Origin of the sequence: Nostoc sp. FACHB-133, assembly GCF_014698055.1 — a bacterium.
Taxonomy (GTDB): Bacteria; Cyanobacteriota; Cyanobacteriia; order Cyanobacteriales; family Nostocaceae; genus Nostoc.
Window position 1 is genome coordinate 113,117 of the sequence record NZ_JACJSH010000003.1, and the last position, 25,669, is coordinate 138,785.

General features: G+C 42.0%; 24 protein-coding genes and 2 pseudogenes. 13 read left to right on the top strand and 13 right to left on the bottom strand.

Features of this window, described 5'->3' with window-relative positions; genetic code table 11:
• Positions 1-107: 107 nt before the first annotated feature.
• Positions 108-1,565: an efflux RND transporter periplasmic adaptor subunit gene (locus tag H6G86_RS03845; RefSeq protein WP_190933195.1), complete on the bottom strand. Its 1,458-nt coding sequence runs from the start codon at positions 1,563-1,565 to the stop codon at positions 108-110.
• A 571-nt stretch (positions 1,566-2,136) separates the two neighbouring features.
• Between H6G86_RS03845 and H6G86_RS03850 the strand changes: the two genes are divergently transcribed.
• Entirely contained in the window at positions 2,137-3,018 is an 882-nt protein-coding gene (locus H6G86_RS03850) for an Npun_R2479 family HD domain-containing metalloprotein (protein WP_012409034.1), read from the top strand.
• A 136-nt stretch (positions 3,019-3,154) separates the two neighbouring features.
• Positions 3,155-4,270 (top strand): ABC transporter permease, encoded by a 1,116-nt coding sequence (locus H6G86_RS03855; RefSeq protein WP_190933196.1) that lies wholly within the window; start codon positions 3,155-3,157, stop codon positions 4,268-4,270.
• Here H6G86_RS03855 and H6G86_RS03860 read toward each other — a convergent pair.
• Positions 4,233-4,706, bottom strand: a complete 474-nt coding sequence (locus H6G86_RS03860; RefSeq protein WP_190933197.1) for a hypothetical protein — start codon at positions 4,704-4,706, stop codon at positions 4,233-4,235. The two genes, H6G86_RS03855 and H6G86_RS03860, sit on opposite strands and share 38 nt — an antisense overlap.
• Before the next feature lie 65 nt (positions 4,707-4,771).
• Here H6G86_RS03860 and H6G86_RS03865 point away from each other — a divergent pair, with 65 nt between their 5' ends.
• Complete coding sequence (locus H6G86_RS03865) at positions 4,772-4,951, top strand: hypothetical protein (protein WP_190933198.1); 180 nt, start codon at positions 4,772-4,774, stop codon at positions 4,949-4,951.
• Here H6G86_RS03865 and H6G86_RS03870 read toward each other — a convergent pair.
• The 4 genes from H6G86_RS03870 to H6G86_RS03885 form a co-directional block, all read right to left on the bottom strand.
• Positions 4,948-5,163, bottom strand: coding sequence for a hypothetical protein (locus H6G86_RS03870; protein WP_199338150.1), 216 nt, complete (start codon positions 5,161-5,163; stop codon positions 4,948-4,950). The two genes, H6G86_RS03865 and H6G86_RS03870, sit on opposite strands and share 4 nt — an antisense overlap.
• 362 nt (positions 5,164-5,525) lie before the next feature.
• Complete coding sequence (locus H6G86_RS03875) at positions 5,526-7,061, bottom strand: DICT sensory domain-containing protein (protein WP_190933199.1); 1,536 nt, start codon at positions 7,059-7,061, stop codon at positions 5,526-5,528.
• 221 nt (positions 7,062-7,282) lie between these two features.
• Entirely contained in the window at positions 7,283-8,782 is a 1,500-nt protein-coding gene (locus H6G86_RS03880; protein ID WP_190933200.1) for a UDP-N-acetylmuramoyl-L-alanyl-D-glutamate--2,6-diaminopimelate ligase, read from the bottom strand.
• Positions 8,783-8,835: 53 nt separating this feature from the next.
• Positions 8,836-9,117 carry a glutaredoxin family protein gene (locus tag H6G86_RS03885; protein ID WP_190933201.1) on the bottom strand — a complete coding sequence of 94 codons (282 nt, stop codon included), beginning with the start codon at positions 9,115-9,117 and terminating at the stop codon, positions 8,836-8,838.
• Positions 9,118-9,181: 64 nt separating this feature from the next.
• Between H6G86_RS03885 and H6G86_RS03890 the strand changes: the two genes are divergently transcribed.
• Complete coding sequence (locus H6G86_RS03890) at positions 9,182-9,370, top strand: DUF4089 domain-containing protein (RefSeq protein ID WP_190933202.1); 189 nt, start codon at positions 9,182-9,184, stop codon at positions 9,368-9,370.
• Positions 9,367-10,740 (top strand): AtzE family amidohydrolase, encoded by a 1,374-nt coding sequence (locus H6G86_RS03895; protein ID WP_190933203.1) that lies wholly within the window; start codon positions 9,367-9,369, stop codon positions 10,738-10,740. Before H6G86_RS03890 ends, H6G86_RS03895 begins: the two co-directional genes overlap by 4 nt.
• 91 nt (positions 10,741-10,831) lie before the next feature.
• On the opposite strand, the gene H6G86_RS03900 is transcribed toward H6G86_RS03895, so the two are convergent.
• Both H6G86_RS03900 and H6G86_RS03905 read right to left on the bottom strand, forming a co-directional pair.
• Positions 10,832-11,341, bottom strand: coding sequence for a GNAT family N-acetyltransferase (locus H6G86_RS03900; RefSeq protein WP_190933204.1), 510 nt, complete (start codon positions 11,339-11,341; stop codon positions 10,832-10,834).
• The gene (locus H6G86_RS03905; RefSeq protein WP_190933205.1) at positions 11,338-11,847 is read right to left on the bottom strand and encodes a GNAT family N-acetyltransferase; all 510 of its coding nucleotides are present in this window, start codon (positions 11,845-11,847) and stop codon (positions 11,338-11,340) included. The genes H6G86_RS03900 and H6G86_RS03905 overlap by 4 nt, the downstream gene beginning before the upstream one ends.
• A gap of 257 nt (positions 11,848-12,104) precedes the next feature.
• Here H6G86_RS03905 and nrdJ (H6G86_RS03910) point away from each other — a divergent pair.
• From nrdJ (H6G86_RS03910) to H6G86_RS03920, 3 genes and pseudogenes are all read left to right on the top strand, one after another.
• Positions 12,105-13,334 (top strand): annotated as a pseudogene (gene nrdJ / locus H6G86_RS03910) (ribonucleoside-triphosphate reductase, adenosylcobalamin-dependent); the annotation flags it as partial.
• Between the two features lie 309 nt (positions 13,335-13,643).
• Positions 13,644-14,717: pseudogene (gene nrdJ, locus H6G86_RS03915) on the top strand (ribonucleoside-triphosphate reductase, adenosylcobalamin-dependent); the annotation flags it as partial.
• Between the two features lie 144 nt (positions 14,718-14,861).
• Positions 14,862-15,875, top strand: coding sequence for a zinc-dependent alcohol dehydrogenase family protein (locus H6G86_RS03920; protein ID WP_190933206.1), 1,014 nt, complete (start codon positions 14,862-14,864; stop codon positions 15,873-15,875).
• Positions 15,876-15,960: 85 nt separating this feature from the next.
• Here the strand turns inward: H6G86_RS03920 and H6G86_RS03925 are convergent, their stop codons facing one another.
• The 4 genes from H6G86_RS03925 to H6G86_RS03940 form a co-directional block, all read right to left on the bottom strand.
• Complete coding sequence (locus tag H6G86_RS03925) at positions 15,961-16,632, bottom strand: glutathione S-transferase family protein (protein ID WP_190933207.1); 672 nt, start codon at positions 16,630-16,632, stop codon at positions 15,961-15,963.
• A 240-nt stretch (positions 16,633-16,872) separates the two neighbouring features.
• Positions 16,873-18,000, bottom strand: a complete 1,128-nt coding sequence (locus H6G86_RS03930; RefSeq protein WP_190933208.1) for an aryl-sulfate sulfotransferase — start codon at positions 17,998-18,000, stop codon at positions 16,873-16,875.
• 103 nt (positions 18,001-18,103) lie between these two features.
• Complete coding sequence (locus H6G86_RS03935) at positions 18,104-19,141, bottom strand: NADP(H)-dependent aldo-keto reductase (RefSeq protein ID WP_190933209.1); 1,038 nt, start codon at positions 19,139-19,141, stop codon at positions 18,104-18,106.
• Between the two features lie 454 nt (positions 19,142-19,595).
• Positions 19,596-19,793 carry a hypothetical protein gene (locus H6G86_RS03940; protein ID WP_190933210.1) on the bottom strand — a complete coding sequence of 66 codons (198 nt, stop codon included), beginning with the start codon at positions 19,791-19,793 and terminating at the stop codon, positions 19,596-19,598.
• A 312-nt stretch (positions 19,794-20,105) separates the two neighbouring features.
• Between H6G86_RS03940 and H6G86_RS03945 the strand changes: the two genes are divergently transcribed.
• The 5 genes from H6G86_RS03945 to H6G86_RS03965 all read left to right on the top strand — a co-directional run bounded on the left by H6G86_RS03945 (position 20,106) and on the right by H6G86_RS03965 (position 24,163).
• Complete coding sequence (locus H6G86_RS03945) at positions 20,106-20,843, top strand: Crp/Fnr family transcriptional regulator (protein WP_190933211.1); 738 nt, start codon at positions 20,106-20,108, stop codon at positions 20,841-20,843.
• A gap of 187 nt (positions 20,844-21,030) precedes the next feature.
• Positions 21,031-21,777 (top strand): Crp/Fnr family transcriptional regulator, encoded by a 747-nt coding sequence (locus H6G86_RS03950; protein WP_190933212.1) that lies wholly within the window; start codon positions 21,031-21,033, stop codon positions 21,775-21,777.
• An 80-nt stretch (positions 21,778-21,857) separates the two neighbouring features.
• The gene (locus tag H6G86_RS03955) at positions 21,858-22,610 is read left to right on the top strand and encodes a Crp/Fnr family transcriptional regulator (RefSeq protein WP_190933213.1); all 753 of its coding nucleotides are present in this window, start codon (positions 21,858-21,860) and stop codon (positions 22,608-22,610) included.
• A gap of 156 nt (positions 22,611-22,766) precedes the next feature.
• Entirely contained in the window at positions 22,767-23,177 is a 411-nt protein-coding gene (locus H6G86_RS03960) for a response regulator (RefSeq protein ID WP_190933214.1), read from the top strand.
• A 317-nt stretch (positions 23,178-23,494) separates the two neighbouring features.
• A complete protein-coding gene (locus H6G86_RS03965; protein WP_190933215.1) occupies positions 23,495-24,163 on the top strand; it encodes a peptidoglycan-binding domain-containing protein in 669 nt (222 codons plus the stop codon).
• Between the two features lie 256 nt (positions 24,164-24,419).
• On the opposite strand, the gene wecB is transcribed toward H6G86_RS03965, so the two are convergent.
• Complete coding sequence (wecB, locus tag H6G86_RS03970) at positions 24,420-25,550, bottom strand: non-hydrolyzing UDP-N-acetylglucosamine 2-epimerase (protein ID WP_190933216.1); 1,131 nt, start codon at positions 25,548-25,550, stop codon at positions 24,420-24,422.
• Between the last annotated feature and the right edge of the window lie 119 nt (positions 25,551-25,669).

Here is a 25,669-nt window from a genome sequence, read left to right on the forward strand (position 1 = left end):
GACCTTTCGGGGAGAGGAATGGAAGTGGGGTTTTAAGAATAAGTCGCACATCGCGTCTATTTCCCATTCCCCATTCCCCATTTCCCATTCCCCATTCCCCATTCCCTTCAATTTGCAACTCGAACCTTATCACCATCTTTGAGATATCCTGCACCATCAACTACGATGCGATCGCCTAATTGCAAACCACTTTTGATTTCTACTTTGTCGCCGTTTGTAGGATTTTCTAAGTCCACTTTCTGGCTGCGAACTATATCTCCACTTGATAAGGTGAATACAATTACACTTCCATCTGCTTGAGATTGGACTGCTTTTTGCGGCACTACCATCGCCATCCCTGAGTTAGTAGTAATTGCAGCATTCGCAAACATTCCTGGTTTAAGTAAAGTTGTTGGGGGTAAGTCAATTTTGACTGTAGCCTCTCGCCTTTGATCGTTAACCTGTGGTTGGATCTCTCTGACTCGTCCTTGCGATCGCACGCGCTGATCGACATCGGAAGTAATTTGCACAGATGCGCCAATTTTCACCTGATTTAATTGAATTTCAGGAACCTTCGCCTGAAGTTCTAACTTTTCATCTCGGATAATCGAAAATAGCTTTTGTGTGCCACCAATCACGGTTCCTACCTGTGTTTGCGGCGGTACACCAGTCACATCACCGACTCTGGCCAGTTTCTCCGCGATCACTCCAGAAACCGGCGCACGCACTACAGTTTGTTCCAACTGAGTTTGTAGTTGTTGCACCCTAGCGGCACTGCTGCGGACATCAGCTTTGGCTTTGTTGATAATAGCTTGAGCGTTACTAATATTAGCCTGAGCGCTACCGATATTGGCCTGGGCACTACGCAGGTTTTCTTGGGATAGATTCACAACTTGTATGGCAGTTTTTACAGCGTAGGAACGAGTATCAAGTTCTTGCTTACTAATGGTTCCAGAATCAGCCAGTTGTTGATAGCGCTGATAATTTTTGGCGGCTTCTTCTAGCTTTGCCTTCGCTTGAGCTAAATCTGCTTGTTTTTGCTGGACTATGGCTTTATTTGATGCCAAATCTGCCTGTCTGGATGCCAAATCTGCCTGTTTTGATTCCACATCGGCTTGTTTTGATTCGACATCTGCCTTTGCTTGGCTAATTTGGCTTTGCAGTATGGAACCATCCAACACCGCCAAAACTTGACCTTTTTTGACAAAAACCCCTTCTTTCACATCTTCAGGGATACTTTTGATTTGTAAACCGTTTGTCTGTGGTAAAACCGGAATTAAATCACGTGCGGCAACAGTTCCAGTAGTTTTAAGAGTACGCACAACACGGGCGGCTTCTACTGTGGCGATGGTAACTGTCATTGATGGGTTAATTTTTTTATCTGCTACCGCGCTTTTTTGGCGGGATGGAAGATGACTTAATACACTCATTCCACCAAAGGCGATCGCAATTCCTAAACCAGCACCCAAAAATAATGGCTTCAACCATGCCCTAGTTGATTTTTGCTCTGATTTGTTCAAAAAGCTAGCATCCTCAGAGGTTATAGGTTCTTCCACCTCGATTTTTGAAATACTTTCATCGCTCACAGTCCGACCTCCACTTTCTGTCTATGCATACCAATATTGGTATTTTCTTAAGAAAACTTGAAATTTATTTACTTCCCATCAACTATGACGCATTTCATAGTAAATGTCTTTTATTTGCAACCGTATATAATAGAACTTCTTTGCTAAGAAAAATTACTGCTATCAACTACTTGAATCCTTTCTGTAGATAATGATACAAGAAATTATTTCATTTCATCTATCTACTCTAAATCACACAATATACCCATTTAGATCACCGTCAACCAATGCTTATATATGAAAAACTGATAAAGCTAATCTAGAATTATTTAATTAAAATCTGAACTATCAATGTATTTTATTGAACCAGCAAAACCTTTTATCTACGCAAATACTAATTCTTCTCAAGCCTTTGTTTTGTCAGGAAGTCGTACATCCAGGGATAGTTCAAGCTAGCGTCTACAGCTACACGTGAGTTACAAATGAGCAAACTCCATTACCTTAAATTCCAGCCAGGGCGATCCTGATAGTGGAATTTTGAAATCAATCAATCAAATCAATAAATAATTGATATTTACCAGAGTCACCAGATATGTTCAATGCCACTGAAATTTTAATTGATGCCTTTGTAAATGAAATTAGAGAAGGCTACCGTCGCACTTATGGCTGCTTCAAAAATGATTATCAAGACATTATCGCCTGGGCTGGTAACATGGCTTTGGAAAACATTGCCAATAGCGATGCCCTTTATCACAACGTTGAACACACTGTCCTTGTCACCCTTGTGGGGCAAGAAATATTACGTGGCAAACACATCAGAGAAGGCGGTGTTTCCAGTGAAGACTGGTTGCATTGTATTATTTCCTTAGTCAGCCATGATATTGGCTACGTTAAGGGAGTTTGCCGACTAGACCAAGAAGCAGTAGGCTTATATTCCACAGGTAAAAATGGCAAAATGGTTTCTGTAGCTCCTGGCGCTTCTGATGCCAGTCTCACGCCATATCATGTTGATAGAGCCAAGCTTTTTATTGATGAGCGTTTTGGAGGTCACAAGTTAATAGATGCTGAGGCAATTAAGAGCAATATTGAACTGACACGATTTCCCGTGCCTGCGGCAGAAGATCATCAAGATACAAAGTGCTTTGCTGGTTTAGTCCGGGCTGCTGATTTGATTGGTCAACTAAGCGACCCACGTTATCTGAAAAAAATTACTTCTTTATTTTACGAGTTTGAAGAAACTGGTGTAAATAAAGTTTTAGGCTATAAAACCCCTGCCGATTTACGGAATAACTACGCTAAGTTTTACTGGAATGGTGTCTATCCCTATATCCAAGAAGGGCTGCATTACTTATCATTGACACAACAGGGCAAACAAATTCTCGCTAATCTCTACTCAAACGTGTTTGTTGTAGAACATGAAAAACAACAGCAAGAACAGCAGAAGTATTTAGAGAAGTTAGGAGTGGGGAGTTGAGAGTTAGGAGAGACGCGAAAAATCTGTGTCTGTACAGGAATTAGGAGTGTGTAGTGGGAAGTTGAGAATGATGAGTTATGAATTAAGATAAGACTTTAATAACTCATAAACTCATAACTTATAACTCCTAACTACTATGGATTGGTGGCGACGACTAAAGAAAAATCCTTTGGCACAATTTGGGGCAATTTTGCTTTTGATTTTCTACATAGCAGTAATTGCAGCAGATTTCGTGGCTCCTTATGACCCTTATGCCTCACAGCCTAATGGTTCACTGCTGCCACCAACTCAAATACACTGGGTTTCTCAATCAGGACAGTTTATCGGGCCCCATGTTTATCCCACAACTCAGGGAGACACGAATTTAGAAACAGGCGATCGCCAACTCATTGTAGACTTCAAAAAGCCATCACCTGTGCGTCTATTTGTTTCCGGGCCAGAATACCGATTGTTGCAGATGAGTTTGCCACTACCCCCCAAGTGGGATGAAGTCACAATCTTTCCTGGTATTCCCTTAAATTGGCATTTATTTGGCACAACAACTGACGCAAAAGTCAATATCTTAGGTACTGATGACCAAAGCCGCGACCAATTTAGTCGCCTCTTACATGGCGGTCGCATCAGTATGTTTATCGGGATTTTTGGCATTATCATTACCTATCCCCTCGGTTTGCTCATCGGTGGAATTTCCGGCTATTTCGGCGGTGTGACTGATAGCGTCATTATGCGCTTGGCAGAAGTGCTAATGACTTTCCCTAGTATTTATCTTTTGCTAACTTTGGGAGCAGTCTTACCACCTGGTTTAAGCAGTACCCAGCGCTTTTTGCTGATCGTGGTGATTACTTCGGTTATTAGCTGGGCTGGTTTAGCACGGGTAATTCGGGGACAGGTACTATCAATTAAAGAGCGAGAATTTGTCCAAGCTTCACGCGCGATGGGCGCAAACCCACTTTATATAATCCTCCGCCACGTCTTGCCGCAAACGGCTAGTTATGTAGTTATCTCTGCTACTCTTGCAATTCCCAGCTTTATTGGCGCAGAGGCGATACTAAGTCTCATCGGCTTGGGAATTCAACAACCAGACCCCTCTTGGGGCAATATGCTTTCTCTAGCTAGCAATGCTTCAATTTTGGTACTGCAACCTTGGTTAATTTGGCCGCCGGCTGTGCTAATTATTCTCACAGTACTAGCATTCAACTTACTCGGTGATGGACTTAGAGATGCTCTTGACCCTCGGAGTTTGAGAAGATAAGCTCTGAGAATAGCAAATGCGATCGCTGAAATAGCAAATGCGATCGCTGGAATAACAAATGCTGTAGCTGAAATAACAAATGCGAACGCCGAAGTAACAAATGCGATCGCCGAAATAGCAAATGCGATCGCTGAAGTAACAAATGCGAATCCCGAAGTAACAAATGCGAACCCCGAAATAGCAAATGCGAACCCCGAAATAGCAAATGCGAACCCCGAAATAGCAAATGCGAACCCCGAAATAGCAAATGCGAACCCCGAAATAGCAAATGCGAACCCCGAAATAGCAAATGCGAACCCCGAAATAGCAAATGCGAACCCCGAAATAGCAAATGCGAACCCCGAAATAGCAAATGCGAATCCCGAAGTAACAAATGCGAACTCCGAAATAGCAAATGCGATCGCTGAAGTAACAAATGCGAATCCTGAAGTAACAAATGCGAACCCCGAAGTAACAAATGCGATCGCCGAAATTAGTCCGCCAAACGCCACGCCAAACGCCATGCCTCCTGCCACAGTTCCCACCACAGTTCCCACCACAGTTCCCACCACATTTCCCGGCACGGCGAACGCCACGCCTCCTGCCACAGCTTCCGGCACAGCTCCTGCCACGCCGAATGCCACACATCGCGCCACGGCTGTCGCCACACCGAACCAGTTAAGGGGAATGTTTACTGCCTAAAAAATTAAATCTATAGCTAGAGATGTAATTACTGTTAAAACTAATCCTTGGAAAAGTAACTGATGTTGGATAGCATTTTGACGCAATAATTCCCATCCTTTGCGCCAATTCATTTCGTCTTTAGGAATATACCCACCTCCGAATTTATCCACATACCATCGCAAAGCTTGGGGAAAGAAAAATACCCAATACAGCAGGTGTAGATAATCCAAAGGATTCCACAGAGATAGAGGACGTTGTAACTTGGGCGCTAAATCTAGCTTTCCATTACCCGGATCTTTCTCAACACTTTTGTGAGCAATTGCTCCAATCCTTACTATGCTTGGATTTTTGAATTTGTAATTATCAATAAGCCTGTCAAAAAGGATTGTTACAGTTTGTGAACCCAGGCTTTCAAGCCTTATGGTGCAAACCTTTCAAATATTAAGAAAGATGTTTATAATGGATAGGCTTAAAAAGAGGGGTTAGGGGGGATCAATAAGTGTCTAAAATCACAGCCAAATACTTTTTAAACAACCTCTTAAGCAAAGTTGCATAGCACCACAAAGTTAACTTAGAGGATAATCATAACTGATCACTCATGTTCTATTGCGATCGTTCTTGGGGCATCGCCAACAATTGCCAGTTGCACTGTAAATGTGGAACCTTCATATAATTTACTTTTTACAGAAATAGATCCCCCACAGCGCAGCAGCAATTGCTGTACTATTGTTAATCCCAACCCAGCACCAGCATAATCTTCTGTAGATCCTGTACGCACACGATAAAATCGCTCAAAGATTTTAGCAATCTCGCTTTCGGCAATACCAATACCTGTATCGCGGAATTCTAATTGGACATAATCGCCTTGAAGACGGGCACGCACCCATACTTCACCCCCATTAGGAGTAAACTTAATGCTATTGTGCAGCAGATTAATTACAATCTGCCTCAGCCCACCACTCACACACCAAATAGATGGGAGTTCGGTGGGTACAGTGTAGGCTAGCATAATCCCTTTTTCTTGGGCTAAAGGTTGGTATGTACTGACTACTCCAGGTACGATCTCTGAGAGCCGCACCGACTCCAAAACCATCCCCTCCAAATTACGTTCTAGTTGCACCAGTTCCAACAAACCTGTAATTAGAGAATTTTGTTGATCGCACTGGGCATTTAACATCTGTAAATAACGTTGTCGCTGCGTAGGTTTGAGATTAGGAGAATTCAATAACGAAAGTGCTGTTTTGATATGCGTCAGGGGTATACGCAGTTCCTGACAGAGATTTTTCAGATATTCATCTTGGAATTGTTCTTTGTTGTGCAGTTCTTGATTTATCTGCTGCAACTTGGTAGTGCGGGCTGTGATGATTTGGCGATTAATTTCATCCTGTCGCAGGAGTTGTTTTGTAAACAGTTGACTCATCGTTGCCGCTTCCGGCATCGTTGGACAAATAAAATCAGCAGGTACAATTGGCGATGATTCTGGCGCGTAGACACCTGGCAGATGATCGTTAGATATCGCTTTTTGGATACCATTTAATACTTGCTGAATTACTCTCCCCTCAACAGTAGTGATAATCAGCAATGGCTGATTTTTATTAGTATTTACCTTCCCCGATGTTTGATTCTTGCGTTTTTTGAGTGGTCGATGAGCCAAAATTAAACTACAAAACTGGGGCGATAAAACCATCAAAAAGTTTTCCCGTCGCAGTTGGCTATCTGGTGGCAGGTGAACGGTGACATGATGAGCAGATGAGGGGGATGAGGCAGAGGGGAGGGGGGAAGAGTGCAAAGGAGAGGAATTTTCCCCCTGCTCACTGCTCCCTGCTCCCTGCTCTCTGCTCTCTGCTTCCTCATCTCTCTGTTTTTCATTCTCGTCAACCTGGCAAGTATAGATAATACTAGACGCACCCACTGAGGATTGGTAACGCGCTAATTCTGATTGCCAAATTTTTTCTGGTGGTAGCTTCACCCATAAAGTGGCTGCAATTTGCTGCTCAATTAGTAAGTCAATTTGCGCTCTCACCAGTGATAGCAGAGTCGCAGGACTGAGGGACAATGGTTTTGGAGGCACTTGCACTCCCATAACCAGTTGATAAACAGACAGATCCTTAGCCAGAGAAACATTCATGAGTCAAGCACAATAAGGATGAAGCAAGAAATAATTCTGTCTCGATTTTCACCTTTATGTGTCCATCTTTTACAAAATCCCCACGGAAAGAAACATTAACTATAAAAAAATCTACCCATAGGGGGAAGGGGAGAAGGGGGCAGGGGGCAGGGGGCAGGGGGAGCAAGGGAAGAAAAACTATTGATTATTAGCCCATTCCCCATTCCCCATTCCCCAATAAATTAAGCTTGGCTATTAATTCTTTGCTGTAAAGCGTCGCGTGCGTGTTCTCGGTCGTCAAAATGGATTTTTTCAGTGCCGAGAATTTGGTAGTCTTCGTGACCTTTACCAGCAAGCAGCACTCCATCACCTGGTTGTGCTTGTAAAATAGCAGTACGAATTGCAGTAGCCCGATCGCAAATTACCATTGGTTTTACTGTTTGGGCAATTCCTGCCAAAACGTCTTCTAAAATCCGTTCTGGGTTTTCTGTGCGGGGATTATCTGATGTCACTACTGCCACATCAGCTAATTCAGCAGCAATTCTACCCATAATTGGGCGCTTGGTGCGATCGCGATCGCCGCCACAACCAAACACGCAAATTACCTTCCCAGGTATAAATGGACGTGCAGCTTTCAGCAAGTTTTCCAAGCTATCGGGTGTGTGGGCATAATCCACAATCACACTAATATCTTGGTCAGAATTAATCTGCACCCGTTCCATTCGTCCGGGAACTCCGGGAAACTCAGGTATTACATTTGCCACTAACTGCAAATCTAGCCCTAAGTGTAAAACTGCTCCTACGGCTGCGAGAAGATTTTCTAAATTATATTGTCCGACTAGTGGCGATCGAAAAGCTACGTCACCTTTTGGTGTATGTAATGTCCCACTGACACCATTCGGCTCATAACTTAAATCACTCATCCATAAATCAGCGCTGTTGTTGTTGACGCTGTAACTCCAAACCCGTTCGGAATCTAACGAGGCAATTAACCGCTTTCCGTAAGAGTCATCAGCATTAATTATTGCCCGTCCCTTGAGATAATCAGGGCTAAATAACAACGCTTTAGCGGCAAAGTAATCTTCCATATCGCGGTGATAGTCGAGATGGTCTTGGGTAAGATTACTAAATACCGCTACCTCAAATTGACAACCCAACACTCTACCTTGAGCCAAAGCGTGAGAACTTACTTCCATCACCCCGAACTCACTACCAGCATTTACAGCCTCTGCTAGCTGCTGTTGCAGTTCCACTGCAAAGGGCGTAGTGTGGGCAGCAGTTTGCTCAAAACCTGCCCAACGAGTGTAGAGAGTCCCCATCAAAGCTGTGGCGAGATTAGCTTTGATCAAGAGAAATTCAATAATATGGGTAGTTGTAGTTTTGCCATTGGTACCAGTCACGCCTACCAGCTTGAGTTTTTGCCCTGGATAACCGTAAAAAGCACTAGCTATCTGGGCACAAGCTTGAGTTATGTTACTTGCACTGATGACCACAGCCTCATTTGTGGGAGGATTTTTTTGTGCAGCTTCGGGAGAAACGATCGCAGCCACAGCCCCCGATGCGATCGCACTTTGCCAAAATTCCCCACCATCAACCCGCGTTCCTGGCATCCCAATAAACAAATCTCCCACACCACAAGCATGGGAATTGGTCTTCAAACCCCTAACTTCCACATCCTCCATCGGATGACTAGGCAATTGTTCAACACTGTCTACCGCCGTTAGTAATTCCCGCAATTTCATGTTGTGAACCTCGTCACATTCTTAATCTTGCGCTTATTCTGCATTATTTTTTTCTAATTGGCTAAATACTTACGCAACATTTGCTCCAACTGTTGCACACTAGCACGAGGAGAAGGACGTGGCAATAATTTCTCACTCCCCTCTGCGTCCTCTGCGCCTTGGCGGTTCGATAAATAAAGTACCGGCACTTCATACTCATACGCACTGAACCAATCTTCACGAGTCGTAATATCCCTAATTTCCAACTCGAAACTGAGATTTTGGATTTGTTCTAGCTTTTCTTGCAAGCCTTCGCATAAATGACAGCCCGGCTTACTGTATAAAATTAATTGCATTTGAGTTGGGGTAAGAAGTTATAAGTTTAAGATAACGAACCGCGAAGGGCGCAAAGGAAGAGAGATGAGAAGAAAAGGGTTTGATGTGGGTGAGTATGTTGATCTTATGGCGTTGTTGTTAGATCTAGAAATAAGAGATGAGTATCGTGATGGTGTGGTGGCAAATTTTGAGAGAATTAGTGCGATCGCAAATATTGTAAATTCTTTCCCTTTAGCGGAGGATATTGAAGTTACACCAGTTTTTGAACCATGAATGATGCTGTATCAATAGCTGCTGCTGTGCGTGAAGGCAAAGTTAGCGCAGTGGATGTCACTAAAGCTGCGTTAGCACGAATCGCAACGCGGAATCATTTATTCAATTGTTTTACGACTATAACTGCTGAGACAGCTTTAATGGATGCAGCCCGCATTGACAGGGAAATTGCTCAAGGTAATAATCCTGGAACGCTTGTTGGTGTGCCTTTTGCGGTGAAAAATCTCTTTGATATTGCTGGTTTTACAACTCTGGCGGGGTCTAAAATCAATGCAGAAAACCCAGCAGCAAGCCTTGATGCAACGGCAGTAGCGAAGATGAAACAAGCGGGTGCTGTGCTGGTTGGCACTTTGAATATGGATGAGTACGCTTATGGGTTTGTTACGGAAAACTCCCATTATGGTGCTACTCACAACCCCCATGATTTACAGCGAGTTGCTGGTGGTTCATCGGGTGGTTCGGCGGCTGCTGTTGCTGCTGGGTTAGTACCTCTGACGCTGGGTTCTGATACTAATGGTTCAATTCGCGTTCCGGCGGCGTTATGTGGCGTTTTTGGTTTTAAGCCGACTTATGGAAGGTTATCTCGTGCTGGAGTAGCTTTATTTTCTAGCAGTTTTGACCACATTGGCCCTTTTGCGCGTTCGGTGCAAGATATTGCTACGGTGTTTGATGTGCTTCAGGGAGAAGACGATCGCGATCCAATTTGCACAAAGCGTCCGCCTGAATTGGTTTTACCACAACTCAAACAAGATATTTCTGATATCAGAATTGCAATTGCAGCTGATTATTTTACCAAAGGTGCAGAACCGGAAACTTTAGCAGCAGTGCAAAAAGTAGCTGATGCTTTGAATGTCACTGAATACGTAACCATACCAGAAGCACACCGCGCCCGTGCAGCAGCTTTTGTGATTACAGCTAGCGAGGGCGCAAATCTGCATTTGGATAATTTGCGATCGCGTCCTCAAGATTTTGATCCAGCGACACGCGATCGCTTTTTAGCTGGGGCGTTAATTCCTAGTAGCTGGTATCTGCAAGCACAACGCTTCAGAAAATGGTATCGCGATCGCGTTCGAGAAGTGTTTCAAAATGTGGATGTGATTCTCGCCCCAACTACACCAATTTCTGCACCGCTAATCGGTCAAGAAAGTATGATTTTGGATGGAGAGGAAATTCTTGTCCGTCCTCATTTAGGACTATTTACTCAGCCATTATCTTTTATCGGCTTACCCGTTTTATCAGTACCAATTCAGCGTCCAAATGCTTTACCTTTAGGCGTGCAATTGATAGCAGCACCATATAATGAAGCTTTAATTTTACGGGTTGCAGCTGCCTTACAAACAAAGGGCGTAGTTGCGGCAGTTATAGTTTAGTTGTAGCAGATACTAAATGTTGGATATATATGTGCGATATTGTTCTATTTTTCCATTCTAAAATCACCTCATTGTTTAGGCGTAAATAATACTATATTTCCTCAAAAACAGCCGGATAAACAACCTTACCTTTATACTTTTTTTTATAGCTTTGCAGTGTTTTAACTATGAAGACATCCTCTGGTACTAGAAAAGGAGACTCGATTTCATAAATAACAGAAGGCTGAAAGCCAAAACGATTATAGAAATGAGGATGACCAAGTACAATAACTAAGGCTTCTTTCTTTGCATCTGCTTTTTCTAATCCTGCTTGTACCAGTGCGCCACCAATACCCCGTCGTTGAAACTGTGGATGAACCGCTAAAGGTGCTAGACCGATTACCTGTAGTGTTTCTTCACCCACCAGGTTAATATAGCTGAATAAAATATGACCAATTACAACATTTTCAACCTCTGCAACTAGAGAAAGTTCTGGAATGTAGCGGTCAGAACGGCGAATTTTCTCTACAAGTTTAGCCTCATTTTCTTGTCCAAAGGCTAATGTATTCACCTCAGCTATTACTGTATAATCTGGCAGAGTTTCACAACGAATATTGATCATTTTAAAACCAATTCCATAAAAACCCAGTTTGCTCGATATTCTAAAGGAATCTCTGTTTTTTCTAAATACGGCTCGATATCCTGAAAGCCATATACACGATAAAGTGTATGTGCTTCCTTTGCAAAAGGGGCGCTGTCTAAACGAATCTTTGAGTAACCAATACTAGAAGCTTCATTGACGATAGTTCTTAATAATGCTCTACCGATTCCTTTTCTGCGAAATTCTGGACTTACATACATCTTTTTAATTTCACCAACATCTTCACCAATTTTTCGCAAGCAAGCGCAGCCTGCTATTTTTGCCTCGTCTTGTGACAAAAGTAAGCATCCTGAAGGGGGCATAAATTCATGAAGCTGAGTCATATATTGCTCAAAGAATGTATTAGCATCTAAATTGATGCCGAACTGATGGCTGAATATTAACTTAGTCTCATTAAAATATTCCCAAAACAGTTTCTGTGTATGAGATTTATGTTCGTCAGTCTCTACTTGTATAATTTTAAGCAAAGTTTATACCTTGGCTAAGTAATTGCACAAAAAACGGTATAAAGAGAATTTACTTATAACTTAATCTGTGCTAATTACAACTCAATATTGAGATCCTACCCAAGGGTGAGGGACATTATACATCATAAATTTCTGTTGCAAATAGTCTGGTCTAGAGCTAGCGTAAAGTGGGTAATTTGACAATCTTTAATACTCAAACTACTTGGCGTATAGTCATAATCTGTCCGCACGCAACAAGAACGCAAGACACTTAATATATGGTTCGAGAGCTAGAAAGAAAACGCCAGAGTGCAAAGTTTCCCGAAACAGCACCGGCTGCGAATCCCGTATTTTTTAGAACCTATAGCCGCCGGACAAAGGCGGGACTAAGGGAAACATGGGATGAGGTATGCGATCGCACTCTACTTGGCTTAGTCGAGTTGGGAAAGCTCACTCAAGAAGAAGTTGCCATACTGGATAAGATGCAGCGCAACTTGAAAGCTATGCCCAGTGGACGCTGGCTATGGGTTGGTGGTACAGACTGGATAACCAAGCCAAAGAACTTTTCCGGCGCTTATAATTGCACCTCTACCAATCTCGAAGACTGGAGTGCCTTCGGATTAATGATGGATCTGGCAATGATGGGCTGTGGTACCGGAGCCGTCCTAGAACCACAATTTATTAACCAGTTACCTCCTATCCGTAATCAATTGAATGTCACTGTAAAAGGTGAAATTGGCAGCACTCCTGTGCAACAGCGACGTGAATATACTGAAACTCATATAGAAGGCAATAACGTCACTATTCACGTTGGAGATAGCCGTGAAGGTTGGGTTGAATCATATCAAGCCCTATTAGAACTTTCCACTAATGAACAGTTTTCAGCAGAAGTTGAAGTATTAGTTGATATCAGCGATGTCCGAAAAGCGGGAGAAACTCTCAACGGCTTTGGAGGAGTTGCAAATCCGGTGAAATTGCCCGGACTCTATCAGCGTTGTGCTTCCATCCTGAGTAAAGCTGTAGGACGGCAATTAAATTCAGTTGAATGCTGTCTGTTAATTGATCAAGCTGCCGTAACAATTGTTGCTGGCAATATACGTAGAAGCGCGGGGATGCGTCAGTTTATTGCTGACGATCAACAAGGAGCCACTGCCAAAGATAACTTATGGCAGCAAGATGAAAGTGGCAACTGGCGAATCGATCCAGAGCGTGATGCACTCAGGATGGCAAACCATACCAGAGTTTTTCACCGCAAGCCAACCTTAGAAGAATGTCTTAATGCCGTTCGCAAACAGTATTATAGTGGCGAGGGAGCGATTCAATGGGCTGGTGAAGCCGTAGCGCGATCAAACATTGATTTGCTGCCAACACAAGCTTTGAAAGTTGAGTTTTTACAAGCTTATGAACAAGGAACAGCAAAACAGTGGTTAGAAGAACGTTATTCAAATCTTGATGCTAATGAGTTAGAACATCGTTTAGCTCGCTATGGGCTAAATCCGTGTGGTAAGTGATTTTGCCTCACGTTAAAAACCTCGCAAAAACGGGGAAAGCTGAGATGCTAATCCCGTGGTAATCAAAGGAATTAAAAAGTCTTTGACACCGTACAGCGTAGAGAGTGAAACTAGATAACATCAGAAATTTGTGTCTAGAATATAATCTTTCCAAGAGTGCGGGGGTGGATGTGAAAAACACTTGTGTTGAGCGGAGCCGAAACACTTTTATTATCTGAAGTCACATCTACAAAAGGTACGCGGAGCTACTGCAAATAATCAAGCAGTAGAACTAGGGGATAAAAAGCCTCTAGGGTAACAAATCTGGAAATCATCGGCAGTAATTTCCACTGCAATTTGTCAGAGGTTCACCTTAATCAAATCGACCCACGTAACTACAAAGAGCAAGAAGAAGCTTTCACTGCTGGGGCGTTATCTGTTGCGGCACTTTTAAATCACAAATTCTTAGAACCACGCTATCAATACAGCCGTGAATTAGACCCGATTGTGGGAGTTTCTTTTACAGGTTTGTTTGATTTCTTTGTCCATGCTTTTGGTGTTGATTGGCTGCGCTGGTGGGAAGCAGGAAGGCCTGCAACTCCACAAGGATTAGCTTTCAAGCGTGAGGAAGAAAAATATCTAAGTTCTTGGAGAGATATTGTACATCGTGTAGTTTGGGATTATTGCGATCGCCACAATCTCAAACGTCCCAATCGCTGTACCACAGTCCAACCCAGTGGTACTAAGGCTTTGTTAACTAATGCTAGTTCAGGATGGCATCCCCCCAAAGCCCAAAGATTTATTCGCCGCATCACTTTCGGCAAAAATGACCCAGTAGCCTTAGCCTGTATTGACTACGGTTACAATGTCATTCCCTCACAATCAGATAAAGATGAACAGGGCAATTTGCTCAACGATCCCTTTGATCCACGAGTGAGTGAATGGTTGGTAGAAATCCCTGTTTCTGTATCTTGGGCAGATTTACCAGGTGCTGATGAAATTGATGTTTCTAAGTTTTCAGTCTTAGCCCAATTTGATTTTGTCCTCCAGGTTCAACGCTGGTATGTGACTCATAACACATCAGCTACTTTGGAACTGCGTTCTGATGAAATCGAACCTTTGGGACAGAAAATCTATGAAACTATTCAGAGCGATCAGGGATATATTTCAGCAGCCCTTTTAGCCCGTTTTGATGACTTGCAATCATTCCCCCGTTTGCCATTTGAACCAATAGATAAACTAACCTACGAGCGCTTGAATCAAGAGGTAAAAGTACGGCGCAAAACAGATGATTTCTGTGCAGTATTAAGCCGCTATGATTTAGGTGAAATGTCAGAGGCTGGCCCTAGTGGTTGTGATTCTGATAAATGTATGTTTCCCGATCAGCAACCAAGCTCATAAGGCGAAATAACATCAATTTAGGGTAGGCAATATTTATCTACAATAAAAAGCAGTGGTTTAATTTAATATTTAACCACTGCTTTTTTATACCAACTAAAATTTGCCTTTTATCCCTTCCTAAGTCAATACGGTTCGGTTAACACAATGAAAGCTTACGAAATTCAAAGCAACGCTAGGATTGATGCGATCGCATTAGTCGATCGCCCTGAACCAAAACCAACTGCGGGACAAGTTCTTGTTCAAGTCAAAGCAACATCCCTAAATTACCGCGATCTGCTTGTCATTGAAGCTTCCTATGGTTCTGGACAGAAGTATCCGTTAATTCCCCTATCTGACGGTGCAGGGGAAGTCGTGGCGGTAGGCGAAGGTGTGACACGGGTAAAAATCGGTGATCGCGTCGCTGGTATTTTCTTCCAAGACTGGATTTATGGCTCTTTAACCAAAGAGAAAATGAAATCCGATCTCGGAGGCGGTATCGATGGAATGCTGGCTGAGTATGTCGTATTACACCAAGATGGTTTGGTAATATTACCTGATTATTTATCCTACATTGAAGGGGCAACCTTACCCTGTGCAGCAGTCACAGCTTGGCATGGACTGGTGACAAAGGGCAATATTGGCGCAGGTGATAATGTTTTATTACTTGGTACTGGGGGAGTTTCAATTTTTGCTCTCCAGTTTGCCAAGATACATGGTGCTAGAGCAATTATTACTTCCAGCAGTGAGGATAAATTAGCACGAGCTAAACAGCTTGGTGCTGACGAGACAATCAACTACAAAACAACACCAGATTGGGAAAAGCAAGTTTATCAATTAACTAATCGCACAGGTGTAGATCATGTAATAGAAGTAGGTGGTGCAGGGACTCTGCCAAAATCACTACAAGCAGTCCGTATTGGGGGAAGGATTAGTTTGATTGGCGTATTATCAAGTAGAGGAAGTGAAATTGACCCGATGCCAATACTTTTTAAGAGTTTAACAGCTCAGGGCATTTATGTCGGCAGTCGGGAAATGTTTGAGGCAATGAATCAGGCAATGCAACAGCATCAAATTAAACCGATTATTGATCGAGTTTTTCCTTTTGCTGAAGCACGGGAAGCTTATCATTACCTCAAAAGTGCCGCTCACTTTGGGAAAATCGTAATTCGTAATTCGTAATTCGTAATTCATAATTTTAAAGAGTTTAATTCTATGTTTCAAGTGGGAATTTAAACCCCACTTGAAACATAATTATTAATTAGGTTTAAACAGCAGCGAGAGTAGGCGCAGCGAATTTAGCATATCGCTCGATGTAGAATTCTTTAGAGTTAGCGATCGCTTTCACAGATTCACGCTCTTTCAAAGCATGTTTCCACTGGCGTACACGGGTAAACTCTTCTGGTATCCCAAAACCACGATACTGCTTTAGTGCAGCCCAGCGCTCAAACCAGGGGAAATAGGTGAAATCGACCAAACTGATAGATTCACCAAACCAGTAAGGACCTTCCCCAGAAAGCTTTGCCAAACCTTCGTTTTCAATGAATTCCAGGTGTTTGTATAGTTCTTGTTTAGCTTCTTCTTGTTTTTGAGGATCTGAACTTCGCAGAAGGGTAGAAAAAGCGGGGACAAATCTGGTGTTAGCAAAATCGATCCAAATGCGAGCCTGTGCCCTTGCAATGGGGCTGCTGGGTAACAGCGGTGGATTGGGAAATACCTCATCGAGATACTCGTTAATTACTGCTGATTCCCAAACTCGGTTATCGCCATGAGTTAGTGCAGGTACTTTCCCATAAGGAGAAACTTTGGTAAAACCTTCAGGCTTATTCTGCAAATCAATCTCAATCAAATCGAAGTCAATGCCCTTCTCTTGGAGTACCAAGCGAGTACGGTGAGCATAAGGACAAACAACTGCACTGTATACTTTGATTTGGGCCATGTTTAAGTACCTTGGTAAATAGGACTTGTTAATCGGCATTGGGAATTGAATTTTCATCCAAAATCCCAAATCTTAAATTGTTAGTGTCTTGAAGCCCCTTTGAAGCGCATGAAGCGTAAAAAATTCCCGACACTAACCAAACTTTTAATATGAGAAGTTCGTAGTAAGGACTTTAGTCCTTAATTTTCTAAGCACTGAAGTGCTTACTACGTACCAAGATTTTATTAGCTTGACAAACTACTAAAGCCAGGGCACTTCTTCAGGTGCATAACGAAAGGCGCGGAAAACTGTATTTTGCTCCCCACGAGTTACCGGCGATTTCTCACCTGGAATATTCCTAACTGCAAAGTGGGGGTTGATGTATTCCCAAACAATCTCTCCTGTAACTGTTACCTCGAATATTCGGCCGTAAGCACCTTCTGTAATCAAGGTGTTGCCATTCGCTAAACGTTGCGCTCCTGATATGTATGCACTGAAGAAATTTTGAGGCGGGTTGTCGGTGTATTCCCAAACTATCTCTTTCGTTTGACGGTTTACCTCAATCACACGGGAGAAATTGAGAGCGACGTTACGGCGATGTGCGCCATTGTCGAAAATCAGGATATTACCGTTAGCTAGTTCGTTGGGGAAGTGCTGCTGTGCTAGCACGTCATCGCCCAACGTCCAAATAATTTCTCCAGTTTTGCGATCGATAATGACAACTGTGGATATATTACGAAAGCTCACTATGATGTTGCCATCGGCGAGTTCTCCGACGGTATTTCCATGAGTCCATTCGTGTCGATGATCCTGGGGCGTAATGGTAAATATATCTGGATCGAGGTGTTCATGGGCGTGCCAAGTCCAAACAATTTCCCCTTCTGGAGTCACTTCATAAAGCACATCCGCATATATATTCCCATCTGGTTCTGTACCTGATACGCCGCCTTTGATACGAGGTACTAACGACTGAGGTATTTTTTCAATGGCGAGTAAAATTGTGTTGCCATTGGCTAGTCTGCGCCCATCGTGATGATGATCTGGATGCTTATATTCCCAAATAATATTTCCTTTGGGATCTGCCTCTAAAACAACACCACTTTTAAACGCAGCCCACAAAGCAAAACGTAGTGGTTCTTCTGGTGGAGTCTTACCGTTATAAAAGAGGTTGCCATTCGGCAAAAGATAACCATATAACCCTGGTGGATATGGCAGATTCCACTGGTGTACTACTTCTCCTTCTAAGTTCAGAAGATAGACTTCACCTTGACCTGTCAGAGGCGTGAAAAGTGTGTATCCTTTAAAGACTTTTTCAGGATTATAAGCCTTTAAACCAGTGCCTCGACGACGAATAGTATTCTGGTCAACTAATGTTACTGTAAAAGTCATATCCTACCTACTAAATATCTAGTTTTGAATCTAAGAACTAAAACAGAGTGCATTACTTACCTTTACTCGTTTCAGAACAATTCGCACTCACTACTCAGCACTCTTATGGTGCCGGGTTTGGAGACTGAGCATGAACTATATCCAACTCTTCCAAAATGTCTTTACTGAGAACTACATCTACACTTTCCAAATTTTCTTTGAGTTGTTCCAATGTCGTAGCACCAATAATTGTGCTAGGAACAAACCAACGACTCCGCACAAATGCCAAAGCAAGATGCGCTGGACTTAGTTGATAGCGCTTGGCAATATCTATATAAGCTGCTACTGCTTCACTAACTTTTGGTTTTAAGTAGCGTTGACCAAAATTTTCAAATAAACTGAATCTTGCTTTTTCTGGTTTACTATTTAGGTATTTACCAGTCAATAAACCGAAAGCCAAAGGACTATAAGCTAGTAATCCAATTTCTTCGTAATAAACTGCTTCTGCTAAGGCTCCATCAAATACTCGATTTAGTAAGTTGTAAGCATTTTGAATAGAGACAACTTTGGGCAATCCTAATTGTTTAGCAGCGTTACTAAATTGGGCAACTCCCCAAGGTGTCTCATTGCTCAAACCGATATAACGAATTTTCCCCGCCTTAATTACATCGGCAAAAACTGCTAGCTGTTCAGCAATGGGAACTGTTTCTCCCACTTGAGTCGGATCGAATACCGTTTGCCCAAATCGTGGCACATAGCGATCAGGCCAGTGGATTTGGTATAGATCAATATAATCTGTTTGTAATCTTTTTAAACTATCATCTACAGCTTGTTTGATATTATCACGGTCAATTGCTTTAGCTCCACCACGTAACCATTTAAAGCCACGTCCGGGGCCAGCAATCTTAGTAGCTATAATCAGTTGTTCTCTTTGTTGACGCTTTAACCATTCCCCAATGTAAGTTTCAGTTAATCCATAAGTTTCGGCACTTGTTGGAACTGGATACATCTCCGCCGCATCAATAAAGTTGACTCCTTGGGCAATAGAATAATCTAACTGAGCATGGGCTTCTTCAATAGTATTTTGCTGTCCATAAGTCATAGTGCCCAGGCAAATTTCAGAAACTTTTAATTCACTCTTACCAAGCTGGTTATACTTCATGTTTTCGCGTTGTTTTTTGTTTAATTTAACAGTGATATTTTTGTTGGATATTTTGCATTTTGTCAAGTACATTATTATTTTTAATAAACTTAGCTTCAAACAACACTTAGTTTGGCAGCAAGCCAATATAAATTTTTCAGCAGAACAATATTATGCTTATACTACTAAAAATCGATAGTTAAATCGTATTTAATGGATGCAGCTGCTTATTATTGCATAAAGCAACGCGATAAGTAAGCTAGTTCATGGAGTCAGAAAAATCTAAAATTGTAGTACAAAATACTTGCTTTTATTGGATTTTTGGGGAATGGACTGTTTTAGCCTTAGTATATACTACGATAAATCAGTTAGTTTACCGTAGTATACCAAAAATCTTAAGATTACTCTGGAATTAAGTCTTAATAAATGTTCATATTAAGAGGCTTGTGAAAAAGTATATTATTTTCGTGAACAATCAAAATATACTGAGTTTATCGGGAAAGGTCACAATATCCGATCGCAATAACAAAGACTTAGGGTTGTAAGGGCTTGCTTGTGTAACCAAGAATTTTTTGCTGCGATCGCTGACAAAGATGCTCGTTTCTATATGATTAGCGAACACAATTTGACTTAATTCTGCGATCGCAAGTGCAATTCCTGTGAAATTTCGCAATTACAAAGAAATATAGTTATTTGCTGTAGTATATACTTAATTTTTTGCTATTAATTTGTATTATTTTTTTCAGTCTTTAGTATAGATACCTCAGACACCTATACCAAATTTTTTGTTCTATAATCTGAATTTTTTTTACTATGAATAACTAATTTAGTTATGTTATATTATAGATATGTGTATAAAAATCTCAATATCTTATTATAACTCTTTTAGAAAATACATCTTTTGACATTAGGGCTTAAACTCTTAATTTTCTCCTCATGCCGCAAGTTGCCTTTTCTAAAGACTGCTACATTCAGGAGAATCTCAATGTCATTAGACAAAAATACCCTTGAGCAACCAGCAAATAATTTGCTGGCAGTTTTGCCGCTCAATGATTATGAGCGTCTTGTCCCCCATCTGAAGCTGGTTAAGCTCTCAAATCAGCAAGTACTTTATGAAGCAGGTGAACCGATCACACAGGTCTATTTTCCTAATAAGGCAGTGGTTTCTATAATTACCACTATGGAAGATGGGTCAACTGTGGAAGTTGGTTTAGTGAGCAATGAAGGTATGGTAGGTATGCCCGTAATTTTAGGAGATAACACCACAACCACAACCGCATTTGTGCAGATTCCAGACAGTGCCATGCAGATCGATGCAGATATACTCAGAAGCGAGTTCAATCGGGGTACAGCTCTCCAAAGCGTGCTGCTACGCTACGTGCAAGGTGTATACACTCAAATAGCACAAGGATCTGCGTGCAACCGTCTTCATAAGCTAGAGAGGCGGCTGGCTCGATGGTTGCTAACAGTTTCTGATCGTCTGGAATCAGATGAATTCCCGCTTACGCAAGAATTTTTCTCGCAGATGCTGGGTGTACGTCGTTCTGGTGTCACCGAAGCAGCTAACATTTTGAGCGAAGCCGGAATGATCACCTACCACCGTGGTCAGATTAACATCCTGAATCGAGAGGCTTTAGAAAAAACTTCCTGCGAATGTTATCGAATTATAGAAAAGGAATTTGTCCGTTTATTAGGCAATAAGCCCAATAAACGGCAAAAATAATTTTTTTAGCTTCTATGTACGAAAATGCACAGACTCACACAAATGTGTTCATTTAAGATTTTCTAGATTGTGCCCATGTTCCTTTAGAGAATACACCTTTTGACATTAGGATCAGATCCTTAAATTCTTTCCTTGTGCCCTGAGTTGGCTTTTCTAAAGTCACCTACCTTAAGGAGAGTGACTTCTAATGTCAGTAGACAAAAACCTTTCTCAGCAACCACCAAATAAGCTCCTTGCAGCCTTACCAGTCAATGATTATGAGCGTCTTCTTCCCCATCTAAAGCTAGTTACGCTTCCAGTTCAGCAAATTCTTTACCAAGTAGGCGAACCGATTACACAGGTCTATTTTCCTGACAAGTCAGTAGTTTCTATAGTAGCCACTATGGAAGATGGCTCAACGGCAGAAGTTGGGATAGTAAGCAATGAAGGCATGGTGGGTATCCCAGTAATTTTAGGAGACAATACCACAACCACAACATCGTTTGTGCAGATTGCGGGCGCGGCTATGCAAATCAATGCAGATGTACTCAGAAACGAGTTCAATCGAGGCGGAGCTATTCAAAAGCTGCTGCTGTGCTATGTACAAGCTGTATACTCTGAACTAGCGCAAGGAGCGGCTTGCAACCGTCTTCATACACTAGAAGAACGGCTCGCCCGTTGGTTACTGACAGTCTCTGACCGTTTGGAATCAGAAGATTTTCCGCTCACGCAAGAATTTATTTCCCAGATGCTAGGTGTACGGCGTTCCGGTGTGACAGTAGCAGCTAGCACCCTCAGCCGAGCCGGAATGATTAGCTACCAACGTGGTCATATTAACATTCTGAACCGAGAAGATTTGGAAGCAACTTCCTGCGAGTGTTATCAAGTCATACAAAACGAATTTGCTCGGTTACTGGGCAAAAAGCCCAGTAACCGAGCCAGAAAATTTTTTTGAGTTATGTGTACGAAACCGAACAGACTCCCAAAAGTAAGTTGATTTAAAGTATTTTGAGCAAATTTCTGTTTTAATGTTCAGTGAGCGAAAATACTCTTAAGCCGCAAGTAAATAAATTACTAGCGGCTTTGCCAACTAGTGATTATGAGCGTCTTATTCCCCATCTGAAATTAGTTTCGCTTCCCACTAGGCAAGTCATTTACGAACCAGGAGAACCCATTACAGAGGTCTATTTTCCCCAAAACGCAGTGGTTTCTATAGTCACTATTATGGAAGATGGTTCGACGGTAGAAGTTGGGATAGTGAGCAATGAAGGCATGGTGGGTATCCCAGTAATTTTAGGAGGTAATACAACAACCACAAAAGCGTTTGTCCAAGTTGCGGGCGCTGGAATGCAGATGGATGCAGATATTCTGAAAACCGAGTTCAATCGGGGCGGAGCTATTCAAAAGCTGCTGTTGCGCTATGTACGAGCTATATATACAGAACTTACGCAAGGATGTGCTTGCAACCGTCTTCATACACTAGAAGAACGGCTAGCTCGTTGGCTTCTCACAGTTTCTGACCGTTTTGAATCAGATGATTTTCCACTCACGCAAGAATTTATCGCCCAGATGCTAGGTGTACGTCGTTCTGGTGTAACAGTAGCGGCTAGCACCCTCAGCCGAGCCGGAATGATTCGCTATCAGCGTGGTCAAATTAGTATTCTCAAGCGAGAGGATTTGGAAGCAACTTCCTGCGAGTGTTATCAAGTCATACAAAACGAATTTACTCGGTTACTGGGGAATCAGGCAAGGCGCGTAGGCGTAGCCCGTCGTAGACATCGCCGATGAATCAATCTTCTAAGCTATTATGTCCGAAACCGGACAGACACTTAGCAATTAGTTCCATTAAGATTTAGTAAACTATGCATCAAATGGTATTTACAAATACGTGCCATTTGATGCAATTGCTACTCTAAGTGTTTGAGCTAGACGGCGGTGACAATAATGTCTAATCAATCAATGTCTTTTAAAGGTCTGCGATTGCTCGTCGTAGATGATGACCCTGATACGAGAACTTTACTTACCTTCTTGTTTGAATTAGAGGGAGCAGAAATTATCACAGCTGCTTCGGCAGGTGATGCTATAGAAATAATGTCATTTTTTAAACCAGACATCTTCATTAGTGATATTTACTTACCAGATGAAAACGGCTGCTCACTGCTCATGAAGGTTAGAAATCTGGAAGCAAATCGAGGGAGAAAGATTCCAGCTATTGCTCTGACAGCATCTGCTTTCGACGAAGACCAGAATCGAGCATTATTAGCAGGTTATGATATATACCGATGCAAGCCGATAGACTTAGATGATTTATCTTCTACAGTTGCTAGTCTAGTTATGCTCGAAGAACACGCTTGACACATTTGGATGCTTAAAGTAATAGCCACTAAGCAAGAAAGCTTTAAATAAATTTAATTTATTTTGAAAATGCCGTGTCTACTGAGGATGATACCAACGCCTGGTAATTTTTATACTAAATTAGCGTGTTGGCGTAGCCCTTCGTAGACATCGCATTTTCTTAGGAATTTTTAGGTCAATAATTTTATTCTTTCTTAATTCCGCTACCAGCAAAAACCTTTGAAAGAGCAGGGATATAAAATATACTAAGAATAAATACAGAGAAGGCTAAAGTAATTCTCTGTGACTACTGATTTTTTCATATAAAGGGCTGCATTATGGAATATCTTGCTTATTCTCACATGTTTATTGCTCAAGAAGAGGCATCTGGAAACACCAAATATAATCTCCCTAAATCTCAATTAAATAGGAAAGAACCTCTTAAATCTTCTAACATAGTTATTGCTGAAAAACAAGCATCTGCAAACAGCAAAACTAAGTTCAGTTGGAAAAAATTACTTAAATCTTCAGCTTGGTTAGCTTTAGCTGGTGTTGGTGTATTACTTCTTGCTGCTACCCAAATTCAAATAAGTTCGGCTGCTTATGTAAAGACTAACGGCGGTTGTTTGCGTATCCGTACAGGCCCAAGCACAAACTACTCTTATGTTGATTGTGTATCAAATGGTGCAATACTTCCAGCGATTGAGAGGTATGAAAACGGTTTTGCTCGGCTTTCTACGGGTAGATATGTTTATGCTCGATGGGTTGGTGATAAACCTAACAATCCTCCAGTGACTAAACCTGGTGGTGTTGGTGGTTCAGTCATTCTTTCCCGTGGTTCTAAAGGTCAGCTTGTAAAAGACGTTCAGACAGCTTTAGGTAATCTCAGAGTTGATGGAATTTACGGTCAAGAAACTGTTAACCAAGTCCGAAGCTTTCAGGCAAGTAAAGGTCTACTTGTAGATGGTACAGTGGGGCCCGAAACTAGAGCAGCTCTGGGTATTTAAAAGTTAGAGACAATTTCATCAACCAGCCACTTTTGAAAAATCTCATTTCTAAGTTATACCTATTTTCTTAGAAATCTAAACTAAGGAAGTCTTAGATTAAAACTTCTCTTATCTGAGACGCTGCGCGAACAGAACATCTAGCCCGTCTTAAAGCGGGCTAGATGCTCACTTCACAATATTGAAACTGTGTTGAATGCAAATAAGAAAAGCCGATTTTATACACCCTGAAAAACAGAAATTTTGTATTTTGTTTAATCTAAGTTGATATTTCGGATGAAACACCCAAGTAATTTTGCACAATCTGCAAAATGCGCTCTGCTGCATGACCATCCCCAAAGGGATTAATTGCATTTGCCATTGCTTCATAGGCATCTGGATCGCTCAGTAACTCAGCCGCAGATGAAAAAATGTTCTCACTCGTAGTGCCTACAAGTTTGGCTGTACCGGCTACAACAGCCTCTGGTCTTTCGGTGGTATCTCTCAAAACCAGTACTGGTTTTCCCAAACTGGGGGCTTCTTCTTGCAAACCACCAGAGTCAGTGAGCAAAAGATGCGATCGCCCAATTGCTCCCACTAGTTCGCCATAATCTAGAGGTTCCGTCAAGAAAATTCGGGGATGATTCCCTAAAAGTTCTTGTAATGGAACTCGCACTGTGGGATTGCGGTGTAATGGCAGCAACAAAGCTGTATCAGGGAACTTGTCTAAGATTTGTAAAAACCCCTGAGCGATCGCTTGCAGAGGTTCTCCCCAATTCTCCCGCCGATGAACTGTTGCCAACAGAACGCGGTATGAATCCCAGTCTAAGCCTGGTACATTACAAACAGCTTGGGTTGCAGCTACATTCAACAGCGCATCAATTACTGTATTACCCGTCATGTGAATTTCACCCAAAACACCAGAACGGTGCAAATTTTCCACAGCCCAAGGAGTCGGCGCAAAGTGCAACTGAGTAATTTGAGAAATCAACCGCCGATTAGCTTCTTCTGGGTAAGGATTGAAGATATCATCAGTTCTTAAACCTGCTTCTACATGACCAATAGGGATTTTTTGATAAAAAGCTGCCAAAGCTGCGGCAAAAGCCGTTGTCGTATCTCCCTGCACCACCACTAAATCTGGCTTTTTCTCTTTAAATAACGCTTCTAACCCTTGTAAACTACGGCAGGTAATATCATTTAGAGATTGCTGAACCTGCATAATTTCCAAGTCATAATCTGCCTTAATGTTGAACAGCTGCATAACTTGCTCAACCATCTCCCGATGCTGTCCAGTTAGAATTACTTGCGACTCAAAAGCTGAAGACTTCTGGAAAACCTGAATCACTGGAGCAAGTTTAATCGCTTCGGGACGAGTACCCAAGATAATGCAAACCCGTTTTTGATTAGTCATTAGTCATTAGTCATCTGTCATTTGCCAATGGTTATAGTCAATGGTCTATGACCAATAGTCAATAGTTGACGGTCAATCATTACACAAATCATAAAAAGCATGAAAAAACCCGGCTTGAT